13 protein-coding genes and 1 rRNA gene are annotated in these 14,964 nt (G+C 50.9%); 1 reads left to right on the top strand and 13 read right to left on the bottom strand.

What is annotated here, in order from left to right; translation table 11 throughout:
- Window positions 1-114: 114 nt before the first annotated feature.
- The 4 genes from gltX to HYD27_RS25595 all read right to left on the bottom strand — a co-directional run bounded on the left by gltX (window position 115) and on the right by HYD27_RS25595 (window position 3,997).
- Window positions 115-1,578 carry a glutamate--tRNA ligase gene (gene gltX / locus HYD27_RS25580; RefSeq protein ID WP_219219915.1) on the bottom strand — a complete coding sequence of 488 codons (1,464 nt, stop codon included), beginning with the start codon at window positions 1,576-1,578 and terminating at the stop codon, window positions 115-117.
- Window positions 1,579-1,629: 51 nt separating this feature from the next.
- Entirely contained in the window at window positions 1,630-2,118 is a 489-nt protein-coding gene (ispF, locus tag HYD27_RS25585; protein ID WP_219219917.1) for a 2-C-methyl-D-erythritol 2,4-cyclodiphosphate synthase, read from the bottom strand.
- Window positions 2,115-2,813: a 2-C-methyl-D-erythritol 4-phosphate cytidylyltransferase gene (ispD, locus tag HYD27_RS25590; protein WP_219219919.1), complete on the bottom strand. Its 699-nt coding sequence runs from the start codon at window positions 2,811-2,813 to the stop codon at window positions 2,115-2,117. The genes ispF and ispD overlap by 4 nt, the downstream gene beginning before the upstream one ends.
- A 95-nt stretch (window positions 2,814-2,908) precedes the next feature.
- Window positions 2,909-3,997 (bottom strand): PIN/TRAM domain-containing protein, encoded by a 1,089-nt coding sequence (locus tag HYD27_RS25595; RefSeq protein ID WP_219219921.1) that lies wholly within the window; start codon window positions 3,995-3,997, stop codon window positions 2,909-2,911.
- 213 nt (window positions 3,998-4,210) lie between these two features.
- Here HYD27_RS25595 and HYD27_RS25600 point away from each other — a divergent pair, with 213 nt between their 5' ends.
- Complete coding sequence (locus HYD27_RS25600; RefSeq protein ID WP_219219922.1) at window positions 4,211-4,606, top strand: nucleoside triphosphate pyrophosphohydrolase family protein; 396 nt, start codon at window positions 4,211-4,213, stop codon at window positions 4,604-4,606.
- Window positions 4,607-4,745: 139 nt separating this feature from the next.
- Here HYD27_RS25600 and pssA read toward each other — a convergent pair whose 3' ends face one another.
- The 9 genes from pssA to rrf form a co-directional block, all read right to left on the bottom strand.
- Window positions 4,746-5,483: a CDP-diacylglycerol--serine O-phosphatidyltransferase gene (gene pssA, locus HYD27_RS25605; RefSeq protein WP_219219925.1), complete on the bottom strand. Its 738-nt coding sequence runs from the start codon at window positions 5,481-5,483 to the stop codon at window positions 4,746-4,748.
- Between the two features lie 65 nt (window positions 5,484-5,548).
- Window positions 5,549-6,619 (bottom strand): DNA integrity scanning diadenylate cyclase DisA, encoded by a 1,071-nt coding sequence (gene disA, locus HYD27_RS25610; RefSeq protein WP_375373945.1) that lies wholly within the window; start codon window positions 6,617-6,619, stop codon window positions 5,549-5,551.
- 10 nt (window positions 6,620-6,629) lie between these two features.
- A complete protein-coding gene (radA, locus tag HYD27_RS25615) occupies window positions 6,630-7,997 on the bottom strand; it encodes a DNA repair protein RadA (protein WP_219219927.1) in 1,368 nt (455 codons plus the stop codon).
- A gap of 228 nt (window positions 7,998-8,225) precedes the next feature.
- The gene (clpC, locus tag HYD27_RS25620; protein ID WP_219219929.1) at window positions 8,226-10,694 is read right to left on the bottom strand and encodes an ATP-dependent Clp protease ATP-binding subunit; all 2,469 of its coding nucleotides are present in this window, start codon (window positions 10,692-10,694) and stop codon (window positions 8,226-8,228) included.
- Window positions 10,695-10,730: 36 nt separating this feature from the next.
- Complete coding sequence (mcsB, locus tag HYD27_RS25625; RefSeq protein ID WP_219219932.1) at window positions 10,731-11,795, bottom strand: protein-arginine kinase McsB; 1,065 nt, start codon at window positions 11,793-11,795, stop codon at window positions 10,731-10,733.
- A gap of 28 nt (window positions 11,796-11,823) precedes the next feature.
- Window positions 11,824-12,348 (bottom strand): protein-arginine kinase activator protein McsA, encoded by a 525-nt coding sequence (gene mcsA, locus HYD27_RS25630; RefSeq protein ID WP_219219935.1) that lies wholly within the window; start codon window positions 12,346-12,348, stop codon window positions 11,824-11,826.
- 24 nt (window positions 12,349-12,372) lie between these two features.
- Window positions 12,373-12,834, bottom strand: coding sequence for a CtsR family transcriptional regulator (locus HYD27_RS25635; protein WP_219219937.1), 462 nt, complete (start codon window positions 12,832-12,834; stop codon window positions 12,373-12,375).
- A 442-nt stretch (window positions 12,835-13,276) separates the two neighbouring features.
- On the bottom strand, window positions 13,277-14,449 hold the full coding sequence (locus HYD27_RS25640; RefSeq protein WP_219219939.1) for a GNAT family N-acetyltransferase: 1,173 nt from the start codon (window positions 14,447-14,449) through the stop codon (window positions 13,277-13,279).
- A 413-nt stretch (window positions 14,450-14,862) separates the two neighbouring features.
- Window positions 14,863-14,964 (bottom strand): 5S ribosomal RNA (rrf, locus tag HYD27_RS25645); the annotation flags it as partial.

The raw sequence follows: 14,964 nt of genomic DNA on the forward strand, positions 1-14,964 counted from the left end.
TCTGGCAATTGTCCTTATGCGCGTACTTTTCCTGATCCCAGCTATTATAATATTCTTCTATCTTAGCTAAAAGACAGCGGACTGACAAGGGGTTCCCGCCCTGTCTGTGTCCCTCTAGGCCCCTTTGATTTGCGATTTCAAACGTTCCACTACCCGGCTTCGGCCCAGCAGAACAATGGTTGCATTCAAATCACGGCCATGCGTTTGTCCGGTTAAAGCGACACGGATCGGCATAAACAGCGCTTTGCCCTTATACCCTGTCTCCTTCTGCACTTCCTTAATCAGGACGGCCATGTTGCCGGCGGTAAATTCATCTGTCGCTTCCACCTTAGCCAGGAAAGCGGACAGGACCTCAGGAACATGGCTTTCGGCCAGAATCTGGGCGGCCTCCGTTTCCAGCTCCATATGGCTGCGGAAGAACAGCTCGGACAGCTCCACGATGCTCGATGCAGAAATCATCTGCTCCTGATACAGGGCAACCAGACTCTCGGCCCATGCCTGCTGCTCCTCATTCAGAGAAGCCGGCAATCTTCCGGCTTTTTGCAGGTGGGGAATCGCCAGCGCAGCGATTCGCTTCGGGTCGGCGTGCTTAATGTAATGGTTATTCAAATGGGACAGCTTGTTCGTGTCAAATACGGCCGGACTCTTGGACAGACGGTTCGCCGTGAAGATGGAGATCAGTTCTTCTTTGCTGAAAATCTCCTCTTCACCCTCCGGCGACCAGCCCAGCAGCGCGATGAAGTTGAACAGCGCCTCCGGCAAATATCCCAGTTGATCGTACTGCTCAATGAATTGAATAATGGATTCATTCCGTTTGCTCAGCTTCTTGTGGTCATCGCCGACAATCAGTGTCATATGGCCAAACAGCGGTGCTTCCCAGCCAAGGGATTCATAGATCATCAGTTGGCGCGGGGTATTGGAGATATGGTCTTCTCCGCGGAGCACATGGCTAATTTCCATCAGATGATCATCCACAGCCACAGCGAAGTTATAGGTAGGTATGCCATCCTTTTTCACAATGACAAAATCGCCCATTTCCTTGGTATTAAAAGAAATGCTGCCCTTTACAATATCATCAAAGGTATAAGTGCGGTCTTCCGGCACCCGGAAGCGGATGCTCGCAACGCGCCCTTCCGCTTCATAGGCCAGACGCTGCTCCTCGGTTAAATCCCGATGCTTTCCGGAATAGCGCGGAGTCTCGCCGCGGGCGGTCTGTTCTTCGCGTTCCGCATCCAGTTCCTCTTCCGTGCAGTAGCAGCGGTATGCCAAGCCGCGGTCCAGCAGCTCCTGCCAGTATACACGGTACAGATCGAGGCGTTCTGTCTGGCGGTAAGGGCCATACTCTCCCCCAACATCAACACTTTCGTCCCAATCGATTCCCAGCCATTTCAAATATTTAAGCTGGCTTTCTTCGCCTTCGGCTATGTTGCGCTTTACGTCCGTATCTTCAATCCGGATAATGAATTTGCCGCCCAGATTGCGGGCGAACAGGTAATTGAACAACGCCGTTCTGGCATTTCCGATATGTAAATGTCCCGTAGGGCTCGGTGCGTAACGCACCCGGACTTGATCCGCCATGTCATTCCCTCCGCTTCATAATGGTTAGAATTCACGCTGCAGGCAGCCATTTCAAGATGATATCACATCTTGGAGCAGACAGACAATAGATTGTGCCGCAATTCCTTCTCCGCGTCCGGCAAAGCCGAGCTGTTCGGTAGTGGTTGCTTTTACATTCACTTTGGATATCTCGGCACCCAGCACCCTGGCGATAATCTCGGTCATTTGCGGGATATAAGGTGCCATCTTTGGCTTTTGTGCAATGATAGTGGAATCGATGTTTCCAAGCTTGTAGCCGCGCTCGCGGGCAAGAGCCCACACCTGCTCCAGCAGCTTCAGGCTGTCCGCATCCTTGAAGGCCGGATCGGTATCGGGAAAATGCCTGCCGATATCGCCAAGCCCAAGCGCCCCCAGAATAGCATCGCTTACTGCATGCAGCAGCACATCGGCATCGGAGTGCCCAAGGAGTCCTTTTTCATAAGGGATAGTAACCCCTCCGATAATGCACGGCCTTCCTTCCGCCAACTGATGTACATCAAAGCCTTGTCCTACAGCGATCATGATTCTTCCTCTCCCCTGCTTCTTTGTGTAAATTCAGCGAAATCCAGATCCTCCGGTGTGGTAATCTTAATGTTTGCGTAGCTTCCTTCCACTACGGCAACGGGAATACCGCAGCGCTCCGCGAGACTGGAATCATCGGTGCCGAGAAAGCCGTCAAGCTCTGCCGATTGATACGCGGCCAGCAGCTCAGACAGACGAAAAGTCTGCGGGGTCTGAATCGCCCACAGACTTCTCCGATCAGGCGTGGACACTACCTTGCCTTCCCGGTCCACCTGCTTGATCGTATCTTTTACCGGCACGGCAAGCACCGAGGCACCGATCTCCCTGGCTTGCTCATAGCAGGCTGTAATTTCCTTCTCCTGCACAAACGGGCGGACCCCATCATGTACCATTGCCCAGGCTGTCTTGAGGTTTCTCAGTCCCAGGTGCACAGAATGCTGGCGTTCTAAGCCTCCGGCAACTACAGATGCCACTTTGTCCAGCTTATAGGTCCTGATCCACTCCCGGCAGCGCTCCACATCCTCTTCACCGGTAACCAGCACGATTTCAGAGATAAGGTGATGCCGCTGAAATACCTCCAGGGTATGCACGATAATCGGTTTGCCCTGCAGCAGCAAGTATTGCTTGCTCTCCGCAGTCCCCATTCTTGTTCCTCTTCCCGCCGCTACGATCACAGCGCCTACACTGTTTGACATGTTGCCCTTCTCCTGTCCTTCACGTATATCCCCATCATAACGTGTTTGGCGGCCATTTCCAACCTATTTGGGCAGCTTCAGAGCCTAGAATCCGATTATTGGGCTTTTTCCATCAGCTTCGGCTTGGCAAAGATCATACGTCCCGCCGAGGTCTGCAGCACACTGGTTACCAGAACCTCCATGGTAGTACCAATGTATTCGCGTCCGCCTTCAACCACAATCATGGTTCCGTCATCAAGATAAGCAACACCTTGTCCATGCTCCTTGCCGTCTTTAATAACTTGCACAATAATCTCTTCGCCAGGCAGCACCACCGGCTTCACCGCATTGGCCAGATCATTGATATTCAGCACCGAAACCCCCTGCAGCTCACATACCTTATTCAGGTTAAAATCATTGGTTACCACCTTGCCGCGCAGCACTTTAGCCAGCTTGACCAGCTTGCTGTCGACTTCGGAAATTTCTTCGAAATCCCCCTCGTAGATCAGTACCTTCACATCCAGCTCTTTTTGAATTTTGTTCAGGATATCCAGTCCGCGCCGCCCGCGGTTTCGCTTCAGCAAATCCGAAGAATCAGCGATATGCTGCAGCTCTTCCAATACGAATTCCGGAATCACGATGGTTCCCTCGATAAATCCCGTTTTGCAAATATCGGCAATCCGCCCGTCAATAATGACGCTGGTATCCAGAATCTTATGCTCTTCCAGGCCGCGCCCTTCCGGTTCCGGAGCTTGTCCCCAGCGTCCGGTTGTCCACAGCAATGCCAGCTCTTCTTTCTTTTCCAGCCCGATCCGCAGCCCCATATAGCCAAACGCAAGCGTAACAGCTACCTGCAGCAGCTCTCCGGCCTTTCCGAGCCAGTCCATGGCCGGATACAGGAGCAGGGATAACAGAAGTCCTCCCGTGAGCCCAGCAGCGCCTGCAGCCAATTCATTCATCGGTATGCGCGAACAATACAATACCGCCTCTTGCAGTTTTGAACCTCCCCATTCCGCGCATAAAGTCCCCGCAAACAAAAAAATAATGGCACCCAGCAACGCAAATAAAATGCTTCCTTGCACAGGCAAACTATCACTCAGTTTTCCCATTCCTTCCGGGAACCCTCTTTCTGCCGCATGGTATAGCGAATAACCGGACCAGGCTCCGAATAATGAAGCAAGGGTCAAAATCAATTTTTTCCACATAACCTCAGGCACCTCCTTTTATTCATCCTTAACTGATCTATACCTCACCAGTATGTTCCAATTTTTAGGACAATATCCGGGGGTGCGTTATTTTTTCTGCCGCAGAGCCTTTCCGGTGCTGCAAAGGCAACCATAAACTTCTATTCCTTGTTGAAAACAGGGGAGAGCCTGACATATAATGAACTCAATTACGAACCCAGGGGTGAATGGAAAATGAGCGCACCAAGTTTACAGGCCTTCCAGGATCAAGTCTCCGAACTGCTGCTCCGTCACCGCAGTCTTCTGGATGTAATGTCCAAGAACGGGCAGAGCAGCGCTTCCGTCAATCGTGCAGTTGTCAAAGCCATTACCGAATGCGGCTGTATTCAGCTGCATGCCAAGAAGCAGGTATTCGAGCCCGGTCTAGGACTTGAACAAGCCAAGGAGCTCGCTGGAACTCATCTTGAGGGCGAACTTTGTGAGAACTGCCGGGAGGTGGTCGCCTCGGAATTGGGCCGTGAGCTGTTCTATATGTCCGCACTCTGCAATCTGCTTGACATTAATATGGACGAGGTTGTAGAGAAGGAATCCCAGAAATGCGCCACACTCGGTTTATTTAATTTCTCTTGACCAACCTGACGCGCTCTTCTTCATCCGCTCAACCGCAAAAGAGGCTTTGCCATCCACTGATCTCAGGGACGGCAAAGCCTTCTTTGCATTCAGATCTATGATATATGATAGCTCAGGCACTTTATCATGCAGCAACTCTTTATCCGTTTTTGGAATGATAAACTTTGTCTTCCGTACGCCGTCTGCGGCGATGGCGGCGGCGTGCCGTCAGCCGGTCGATATTTTGCTTAAAGCCATATAAGGCGTACAATGCAAGCAGTACAAAGATCACCTTGGCGATCTGCTCTGGAAAAATCACGGCCACCGCTACAGCTACAACAATAACAACAGGAGCGCCAACCACCGCCTTTTTAGGCAGCCCAACCTTTTTGAAATTCGGATATTTAACCGTGCTGACCATGAGATAAGACAACAACAGTGTAGCTACAATCATAAACGGGGCCGAAACATCTTTGTGGAAAAGCGCCAGTGTGGCAAGCACACCACCCGCAGCCGGGATGGGCAGCCCCAGAAAATAACCTGGAATACCCGGGCGGACATTGAAACGGGCCAAGCGGAGCGCACCGAATACCGGGAAAATCGCCGTTACGGTCCAGCCTAATGCAGAATTCAAATCCTGCAGGCTTGTTATATACATGATGAGTGCCGGCGCTACTCCAAAGGAAACGACATCAGATAAAGAGTCCAGTTCCTTGCCAAATTCACTTTCGCATTTCAGCGCACGCGCCACACGACCATCCAGCCCGTCTAACAGCATAGCGATAATCACCATGATAGCGGCCATGCTCAGTTTACCGTCAAACGCCATCATGATACCAAACATTCCAAGCATTAAGTTACCGATGGTAAACAAACTCGGAATTGATTTTTGTATCATTTCTTCACCTCTGTTTTCTTACTGTTGGGCTCCACAGTCTCCAATATTACGTGATTGTATGTTATTTACATTTGCCTGTCAATAAGAACTTGCTTCTGCAGCCGCTTGAGACCGTCCTGGATATTGCGGGCACGCACTTCGCCAATTCCGTCCACCTCATCCAGTTCGGCAATGCTCGCCGTCATGAGATTAGGCAGCATTTCAAAGCGTTCAACGAGATTATGGATAATCACATTCGGCAGCCGCGGAATCTTGTTAAGCAGGCGGTAGCCGCGCGGAGTTACCACTTCCTCCGAAGCAATTGCTGTCGAGGAATATCCAAGGAGCCGGGCAATATGGTTGTCGTCCATCAGGTCATCGTCGCTGGTACGCTTAAGTCCGGCAATGATTTCGCGGATTTTGTCCTCCTGCTCCTCTCTGGCATAGTCTCTGTACAGAAGCCATGCCTCTTCCTCTGTATTTCCGACCAGTTCTTCCATCTGCATGCTGATGAGGCGGCCTTCATTGCCTAGCTCATTGATGTAGCGCTTGATCTCCATCTTGATCCGAAGCACCATTTCCACACGCTGGATGACACCAACCACCTCGGCCACGGTAACGATTCCTTCATACTCGGAAGCGGAAAGATTGGTTAAGCTCTGCGTGAGGACGGCTCGGTACTTCTCCAGGGTCTGAATGGCCTGATTCGCTTTGGCCAGGATCGCCCCGATCTCCTTGAGCGCATACCGGATGGAGCCTTGATACAGCGTGATAATATTGCGGCGCTGGGATATGGAAACCACCAGCTTGCCCGTCTGTTTGGCAACACGTTCGGCTGTACGGTGACGGATGCCTGTCTCGATAGAGGAGATGGAGGAATCCGGAATCAGCTGTGTATTCGCGTAAAGAATCCGTTTCAGATCCTCGCTCAAAATAATCGCACCGTCCATTTTGGCCAGTTCATATAAATAATTGGGCGAAAAATCACAGTTAATGGAAAATCCGCCATCGACAACCTCCATTACTTCAGGACTATATCCGACAACAATGAGCGCTCCTGTCTTCGCCCGCAGCACATTCTCCAGACCTTCCCGGAAGGGTGTTCCCGGTGCCGCCATTCTGAGCAGATCATTCATATTCTCTAATTCCTTCATCATTCTGTGCCCCCTAATCTAACGCGACCGCTAGTGCATCTGCTACGGTGCTGACGCCAATAATCTGGATATCCTGCGGATGCTTCCAGCCTTTCATGCTTTTCTCGGGCATAATAACTCTGCGGAAGCCGAGCTTGGCTGCCTCCTTAACACGTGTTTCCGCACGTGAGACCCCTCTGACTTCTCCCGTAAGCCCAACTTCACCAAAAAAAACATCATACGGCTTCGTCGAAATATCACGAAAGCTGGAAGCTATACTGATGGCAACCGCCAAATCAACAGCCGGCTCATCCAGCTTGACCCCACCTGCAGCATTGAGGTAAGCATCCTGGTTCTGCAGAAACATGCCCATCCGTTTCTCCAGAACGGCAATAATCAATGCCATCCGTTGATGATCGAAGCCTGTGCACATCCGCCGAGGCGAAGGAAAATGGGTAGCCGCTACAAGCGCCTGCAGTTCGACGAGCACAGGCCTGGTTCCCTCCATACTGGCCACAACTGCCGATCCTGCCACTCCAAGCGGGCGTTCCGACAGGAAGAGCTCGGAAGGATTTTCTACTTCGGCAAGCCCAATCTCCCCCATCTCGAAGATACCGATCTCATTGGTGGAACCAAAGCGGTTCTTGACCGCACGCAGCAAACGGTAGGTATGGTGACGTTCCCCTTCGAAGTACAACACACAATCCACCATATGCTCCAGCATGCGGGGGCCGGCAATTGCTCCTTCTTTTGTCACATGTCCTACCAGAACCGTGGCAATTCCGCGAATTTTGGCAATTCGCATGAATCTTGTCGTACATTCCCGAACCTGCGTCACACTGCCAGGTGCACTTGTTACCTCCGGCATAAATACAGTTTGAATGGAGTCAATGACAAGAAATTGCGGCTGAATCTGCTCAATGGCTTCTTCAATGCTCTCCATGTTGGTCTCGCACAGCACGTACAGCTCAGCCGACAGCGCCCCGAGACGGTCAGCTCGCAGCTTCGTCTGCCGGACCGATTCTTCTCCGGAAATGTAAAGTACACGCAATCCCTGGGTTGTCAGCGCGTGCGAGGTCTGCAGCAGGAGCGTCGATTTGCCGATCCCGGGATCGCCGCCTACCAGCACCAACGAGCCCGGCACAATCCCTCCCCCAAGGACCCGGTTAAGCTCACCAATGCCTGTCAGGATACGCGGCTCTTTGTCACTTTCTATATTTATGATTGATTGCGCCTTTTCTTTACTCTGAAAAATCGGTGCGTTCATACCTTGTGTTTTGACTACGCTTTCCGTCTCCTCCACCATGGAATTCCATGCCTGGCAGCCGGGACATTTACCGAACCATTTGGGCGATTCGTAGCCGCATTCGGTGCAGAAAAATTTGGTTTTTAATTTAGCCATGTATGCTCCTATCGAGTGCGAACTTGCTAAAATTGCGGATAATTTTCTCCTAATCAAAGTTTACCATTTCTGCACACTGAGCGAAAGGTCACTTAAGATCTACTTTTGGAGCCTGCCCCATTAACGTGCCTGAAATGCTGCACAATTAAACATCGGGCTGCCGTTCCGCAAAAAAAGCCCCCGCTCCTCTATACGAAGGAGCGGAAGCTTTGTTTCAAGGATATAGGGTTATTCGGTTCCAACCTCTTTTTCCAGGGTAACTGCAACTGGAGGCTCCAGGGTAGTTACCAAAAGCTCACCATTAACCTCATCAATATTAAGGGAGTCGCCCTTCTTGATGTTGCCTTTCAGCAGTTCCTCGGAAAGACGGTCTTCAATATGCTTCTGAATCGCCCGGCGAAGCGGACGGGCACCGAAGGCCGGATCGTAGCCCTCTTTGGCCAGGAAGGCTTTAGCCCCATCAGTGAGCACAAAGTCCACATCATATTCACGCAGCCGCTTGCGCAATTCCTCGGACATCAAGGTAACAATTTCGGCAATGTGCTTTTCATCCAGAGAGTGGAAGACGATGATTTCGTCAATACGGTTCAGGAATTCAGGGCGGAAGCTCTTCTTCAGCTCTTCCATAACTTTGCCCTTCATGCTGTTGTAATCCGCTCCCGCATCCTGAACAGCTGTGAAGCCAAGCGTTGAGTTCTTTCTGATCGCCTGTGCCCCAACGTTGGAGGTCAGGATGATCAAGGTGTTGCGGAAATCGACTACACGGCCTTTGGAATCAGTCAGACGGCCGTCTTCCAGCACCTGCAGCAGGATGTTGAACACTTCCGGATGAGCTTTTTCAATTTCGTCCAGGAGCACTACAGAATATGGCTTGCGGCGAACCTTTTCGGTCAATTGTCCGCCTTCTTCATAGCCCACATACCCTGGAGGCGCTCCGACCAGACGGGAAGTGGAATGCTTCTCCATGTATTCGGACATATCGATACGGATTACCGCATTTTCATCGCCGAACATAGCCTCGGCCAGCGCACGCGCCAGTTCAGTTTTACCTACTCCGGTTGGTCCGAGGAAGATAAAGGAGCCCATTGGCCGCTTAGGATCTTTGAGGCCTGCACGCGCCCGGCGGAGCGCCCGGCTGACAGCCTTCACGGCTTCGTCCTGACCAATTACACGTTCATGAAGCAGAGACTCCATGTTGAGCAGCCGGTCGGTCTCTTCTTCTTTGAGCTTGCTGACCGGAATACCGGTCCAGCTGGCCACAACCTGGGCAATATCCTCCGGTGTGACCTGAGAGTCGGTACGGCCTTGTTTTTCTTTCCATTGGTTCTTGGTGGTATCCAGTTCCTCACGGATTTTCTGCTCCGTATCGCGCAGTGCTGCAGCCTTCTCGAATTCCTGGCTTTGTACAGCTGAATCCTTCTCCTTGCGGATATCGTCCAGACGCATTTCCAGCTCCTTCAGATTAGGCGGGATCGTATAAGAGTTGAGTCTTACCTTGGAGCCTGCTTCATCGATCAGGTCAATTGCCTTATCCGGCAGGAAGCGGTCAGGAATATACCGGTCGGACAGCTTCACCGCTTCCACGATGGCTTCATCCGTAATCTTCACCCGGTGATGGGCTTCATAACGGTCACGAAGACCAAAGAGAATTTGTACGGCTTCTTCCGGAGAAGGCTGATCCACTGTAATCGGCTGGAAGCGGCGCTCCAGCGCTGCGTCCTTCTCAATGTATTTGCGGTATTCATCCAGCGTCGTAGCCCCAATGCACTGCAGCTCTCCACGGGCTAAGGCAGGCTTCAGGATGTTGGAGGCATCAATCGCGCCTTCCGCGCCGCCTGCGCCGATCAGCGTATGCAGCTCATCAATGAAGAGCACGATGTTTCCCGCCTGGCGAATCTCATCCATAATCTTTTTGAGGCGGTCTTCGAACTCACCGCGATATTTCGTGCCGGCAACCACAGAACCCATGTCTAGAGTCATTACGCGTTTGTCACGCAGAGTTTCCGGAATTTCATTGTTGATAATTTTTTGAGCCAATCCTTCGGCAATCGCTGTTTTACCTACCCCAGGTTCACCGATCAGCACCGGATTGTTTTTGGTCCGGCGGCTGAGCACCTGTATAACGCGCTCAATTTCCTTGCTGCGGCCAATGACCGGATCAAGGTTGCCATCTTTGGCATAAGCGGTCAAATCGCGGGCCAGGCCATCCAGCGTTGGTGTGCTGACATTGGCGGGGGCACCGCTGTGGCTGGAAGTAGCCTCACTGCTGCCCAGAAGCTGCAGCACCTGCTGGCGGGCTTTATTCAGGCTGATTCCGAGGTTATTGAGTACACGGGCGGCTACGCCTTCACCTTCACGGATTAATCCGAGCAGGATATGCTCTGTGCCGACATAAGTGTGGCCCAGCTTGCGGGCTTCATCCATCGACAGCTCAATAACCTTTTTGGCACGCGGAGTATAAGCAATGTTGGTAGGCTGTTCTTGTCCCCGGCCGATCAGCGTCTCAACTTCGTCCTGAATTTTCTCAAGACCCAGACCCAAGCCGATCAAAGCCTTGGCGGCAATGCCGTCTCCTTCACGAATCAGTCCGAGCAAAATATGTTCTGTCCCAATGTTGTTGTGTCCCAAACGAACGGCTTCTTCCTGCGCTAGCGCGAGCACCTTTTGCGCGCGTTCCGTAAATCTTCCAAACATCATATCCCCTGCACCTCCACGGATAATAAATATCTATAATTAATGTTGTGATCCCAGTGTCTCCCGGAGCAGCTTCGCCCGGTACATATCGCGTTCGGTGGCCGTTAACTCGTCGCCGAACATTTTTTGCAGAAAGCCCGGCTGTGTCTTAACATTCAGCTCATTGAGCACTGAAATCGACGGTCCTTCCAGAATTCCAAGATCAACCCCTAGCCTTACATCGGAGAGCCGCTGTGCGGACTCTTTCAGCTCCATTACCGCCGCATACGACAAAATCCCGTAGGAACGCTTGATTCTGTCGGTAATCCGCAGAGCGGAATCCACCAGCAGACGCTCCCGCGCATTGCGTTCATGCTCGATAATCTGGGTGACTACGCTGTGCAAATTCTCAATAATCTCATTTTCCGTCTGACCAAGCGTAATCTGGTTGGAAATCTGAAAGATGTTCCCTACTGCTTCGCTGCCTTCACCATAAATCCCTCTTACCGTGAGTCCCACCTGGTTCACCGCGGATAAAATCCGGTTGATCTGGTGAGTCATGACAAGCGCGGGCAAATGAAGCATGACCGATGCGCGAAGCCCAGTGCCCACATTTGTTGGACAACTGGTCAAGTACCCTCGCCGATCATCGAAGGCGTAGTTGACTGAGCCTTCAAAAATATCATCAATGGCTGTCGCTCTCACCCAGGCCTCTCTGACCTGCAGACCGGGGAACAGACACTGAATGCGCAGATGGTCTTCTTCATTGATCATAATGCTGACTGACTCGTCCTCATTCAGGATGACTGCCCCTCCCCTGGAGTCATTAGCCAGGTTAGGGCTGATGAGATGCTTTTCCACGAGCACTTTTTTATCCAGCTCATCGAGCTCATCCAGCTTCAGCAGCTGAAAGTTGCCGAAATCGGCTGCTGCTTCTCCCTGAAAGACAGGAGCGAGCTGCTCCAGCACCTCTTCCGATTGCTCTGCTGAAGCCAGCAGAGGAAAGGGAAGATGCTCCAGGTTGCGGGCGATCCGCATCCTGCTGCTGATGACAATCTCAGAATGGCTGCCTCCGCAGCGCATCCAGTCGCTTAGGGCTTGTTCGGTAAACCGGAGACTTGACATGTCGTATCCCCCCTATATATCAAAGACTTTACTCTTGTGGCATTTCTTTTTCAAGTCGGCGGATCTGATCCCTCAGCTCAGCTGCGGTCTCAAACTCCTCCTGTGCGATACTTTGCTGCAATTCCTGCTTCAGTTCATCAATCTGGCGTTTGCACATGATCTGTGCGCCGGCACGTTTCGGAAGCTTGCCGACATGAGCCGTACTGCCATGCACCCGTCTGAAAAGCGGGTCCAGCGTGCTGTCAAAATATTTATAACAGGAGCTGCAGCCAAAACGGCCAAGCTTGCTGAACTGGGAGTACGTCATACCGCAGTTCTCACATCGCAGGCCCTGGGCACTCTGGGCGGCTGCGGTTTTTTCCTTGCCGGCTCCTTCAAGATCCAGGAGACCGGACAGCAGGCTGTGAATGGAGAACCCTCCCGCAGTTCCAGGAATAAGCTCACCTTTCTCCCGCGCACAGCTTTCACAAATATGAAACTCCGTCTTCTCCCCATTCACAATCTTGGTGAAATGGAGTGTCGCCGGTTTGACCCCGCATTCCTGACAAAGCATAAGCGGTGTCCCTCCCTTAGACCATTATTTGCCCAATAAAGAGATCAGCATTGCCTTCATTATCTTGGCACGAATCTCATCCCGGTACGGCAGATTGACCGTCAGGCATTCCCGGGAAACAGCGGCGCGCATAAGACACGCTTCACGCTTGGTTAGGAACCGGGCCTCCTCCAGCTGATAAATCAGTCCTTCGGCGGAATTTTGATCAATGTCTTTTCCTATTGTAGAGTTGAGGTGGGCGTACAATGCTACATTCTGGGGCAGCTCAAAGCGCTGAATCCGGATGTAGCCGCCGCCGCCGCGTTTGCTCTCCACTATATAGCCCTTTTCCAAAGTAAAGCGTGTACTGATGACATAATTGATCTGAGACGGCACGCATGAGAACTGGTCCGCCAGATCATTGCGCTGAATTTCCACCGTACCTTCGGGACTTTCATGCAAAATATTCTTCAGATATTGTTCGATAATATCAGAGATATTACGCATCACTCATCCTCCAGTGTTCAATGCTTATAGTACTTCCTGCTGTACCTCCGTCCGGTAATGATCACTAAAGAACTTAACCCAAGGCCAGTGGCCCGAATCGGAATTATGTTCCAGAGCTGCAGCATTACGCCGGAAGTATACCAAAAAAGCCATAAATGAGAGCCGGCCGCCATTGCTGCTTCCATCACTTAAAAAGTGATTGTCGAAGTGATTTTGAATCGCGTTGACTTTGACTTTCTTTGACTTTTTTCATATTATAACACATTCTCACTGAATTCCAAGGGGTTGCATTTATTTTTTACTTTTTGGACTCATTGTATTCTTTTTCTTTCCAATTAAAATGCAAATAAGAAGCCGCTCCTATAATGATTTCCAGTGAATATATTTATTAAAAAGCTCCCCCAGCTTCTTAGAGAAACCGGGAGAGCCATAAACCATAGGATCAGAAAAAATCAAACAATGCCGTTTTCCCTTGCGGAATAATCTCTTCCAGCCAATTCAATTCCGCCGGGTTTGCAATTAGCTGCCCGTATCGCGCCAGTTCTCCGGGACGTTTATAGCCCAGCAGCAGTACAGTAAACGTGCCGATGGTACAGCTCAAATCGGCCGTAGACTTTTCACCGTCCAAGCGGTTCAACGCAGCTGTTCCGTCCTCAGTCACGCTCCATTGCCACAATCCGTTGTTCCATGGGGCTTGCAGATCTTCAATATAAAGAGTCCGGCTCTCAAGACTGTTCCGGCTCCGGAAGGTAAAATTCTCCACAAATGTCCGGGCATTCACAATCCGCGCCATAAAGTAGGGGAAATTCTCCTGAGAAATCCGCGGATCCGGCAGCAAATAAGGAAGGATATCATCGGAAGGCACCCGCTTGAGCGACGCACCTGTAATCATCGAATCATGGTTGGAAAGAAACGTCCATAACCCCCGGCGCGCCAGCTCGCTTAAATAAATAAATTCATCAATGACCAGTTCATTATTTATTATTTTATACAATACATAGCCTTCCGGTTCTCCAAGCTCGGAATAAAACACACAATGATGTGTTTCCTCATCAAGCACCCTGCTCTTCCACCACTCTTGATCACGCCGCAAGGTTCCATTGTACTGGGCTGCAAAAAGACTGTACACCCCTTCCAGTGTCTCAAGACCGGCCGAATCGCGCTTTACGCTGCCCTGGACTTCGGTTTTCCGCGGGAATTTGTCCACGGGAATCGAGTATTTCTTGTACTCACAGTAAACCTCCCAGCCAAACTTGCGGTAAAAAGGAATCAGAAAGGGATGCAGAAAGGACAGGCTTTGTCCCGACTCATTCATCGTTTGCAGGGTATGTGATAATAGCTTGGACACCAGCCCTTGTCTCCGGTTTTCCGGCCATGTGGATACTCCTGCTATTCCGCCCATGGACTGTGCTTTGCCCTGTATGTATACCTGAAGTGGAAGCAATGTCAATTGAGCTCCCAACACTCCGTCTTCGAAGGCTCCCCATAAAATCTCCGGCTTGAAATTCTGCTTGGCCTCAGCTCTGTCTTCACCCGTAATCTTATATTTAAAAGCATATTCGGACAAACTCAGGCTAGCTTCAAATTCCTCGGCATACAATTGTCTAATCTCCACTTCCGCTCACCTCATCAATGTTATTGACAGTACTCTATGTGAGTATATCAAGCAAAAAGCCACGACGCTAATCCGAGGAAAAAATCCAGCCCCACATGTTATCCACAGCCCAAAAGCAACAAAAATTATACTGACGATGATTCAAAGGTTCTAAAAAAAGTTATCCACTATTCTCTGTTACTTATCCACATATCCCACTTTTTATCCACAAAAATCGTGTATTACATAGTTTTCACTTGACTCATTCACCTAATTATGCATTGTGATGACATAAATATTGGAAAAACAGTTTGCTGCAATCATATTCACATGTGCGTAAGTTTTCTGAACTTGCTGAAAATTATCCACAGCTTTTCCACAGCCGTGCACAACACAAAAAAGCCGTTGTCGACTGCTCGACAATGGCTCGGTGTGCTTGGCGGCGTCCTACTCTCCCGGGACCCTTCGGTCCAAGTACCATCGGCGCTGGAGGGCTTAACGGTCGTGTTCGGGATGGGTACGCGTGGAACCCCTCC

Source organism: Paenibacillus sp. S150 (assembly GCF_019352175.1).
In the GTDB taxonomy this organism is placed as follows: Bacteria; Bacillota; Bacilli; order Paenibacillales; family Paenibacillaceae; genus Paenibacillus_AQ.

What these genes read in the sequence shown, in the direction of transcription:
- gltX (WP_219219915.1), bottom strand. Translation starts at nt 1,578, where the DNA reads ATGGCGGATCAAGTCCGGGTGCGTTACGCACCGAGCCCTACGGGACAT.
- ispF (WP_219219917.1), bottom strand. Translation starts at nt 2,118, where the DNA reads ATGATCGCTGTAGGACAAGGCTTTGATGTACATCAGTTGGCGGAAGGA.
- ispD (WP_219219919.1), bottom strand. Translation starts at nt 2,813, where the DNA reads ATGTCAAACAGTGTAGGCGCTGTGATCGTAGCGGCGGGAAGAGGAACA.
- HYD27_RS25595 (WP_219219921.1), bottom strand. Translation starts at nt 3,997, where the DNA reads ATGTGGAAAAAATTGATTTTGACCCTTGCTTCATTATTCGGAGCCTGG.
- HYD27_RS25600 (WP_219219922.1), top strand. Translation starts at nt 4,211, where the DNA reads ATGAGCGCACCAAGTTTACAGGCCTTCCAGGATCAAGTCTCCGAACTG.
- pssA (WP_219219925.1), bottom strand. Translation starts at nt 5,483, where the DNA reads ATGATACAAAAATCAATTCCGAGTTTGTTTACCATCGGTAACTTAATG.
- disA (WP_375373945.1), bottom strand. Translation starts at nt 6,619, where the DNA reads ATGATGAAGGAATTAGAGAATATGAATGATCTGCTCAGAATGGCGGCA.
- radA (WP_219219927.1), bottom strand. Translation starts at nt 7,997, where the DNA reads ATGGCTAAATTAAAAACCAAATTTTTCTGCACCGAATGCGGCTACGAA.
- clpC (WP_219219929.1), bottom strand. Translation starts at nt 10,694, where the DNA reads ATGATGTTTGGAAGATTTACGGAACGCGCGCAAAAGGTGCTCGCGCTA.
- mcsB (WP_219219932.1), bottom strand. Translation starts at nt 11,795, where the DNA reads ATGTCAAGTCTCCGGTTTACCGAACAAGCCCTAAGCGACTGGATGCGC.
- mcsA (WP_219219935.1), bottom strand. Translation starts at nt 12,348, where the DNA reads ATGCTTTGTCAGGAATGCGGGGTCAAACCGGCGACACTCCATTTCACC.
- HYD27_RS25635 (WP_219219937.1), bottom strand. Translation starts at nt 12,834, where the DNA reads ATGCGTAATATCTCTGATATTATCGAACAATATCTGAAGAATATTTTG.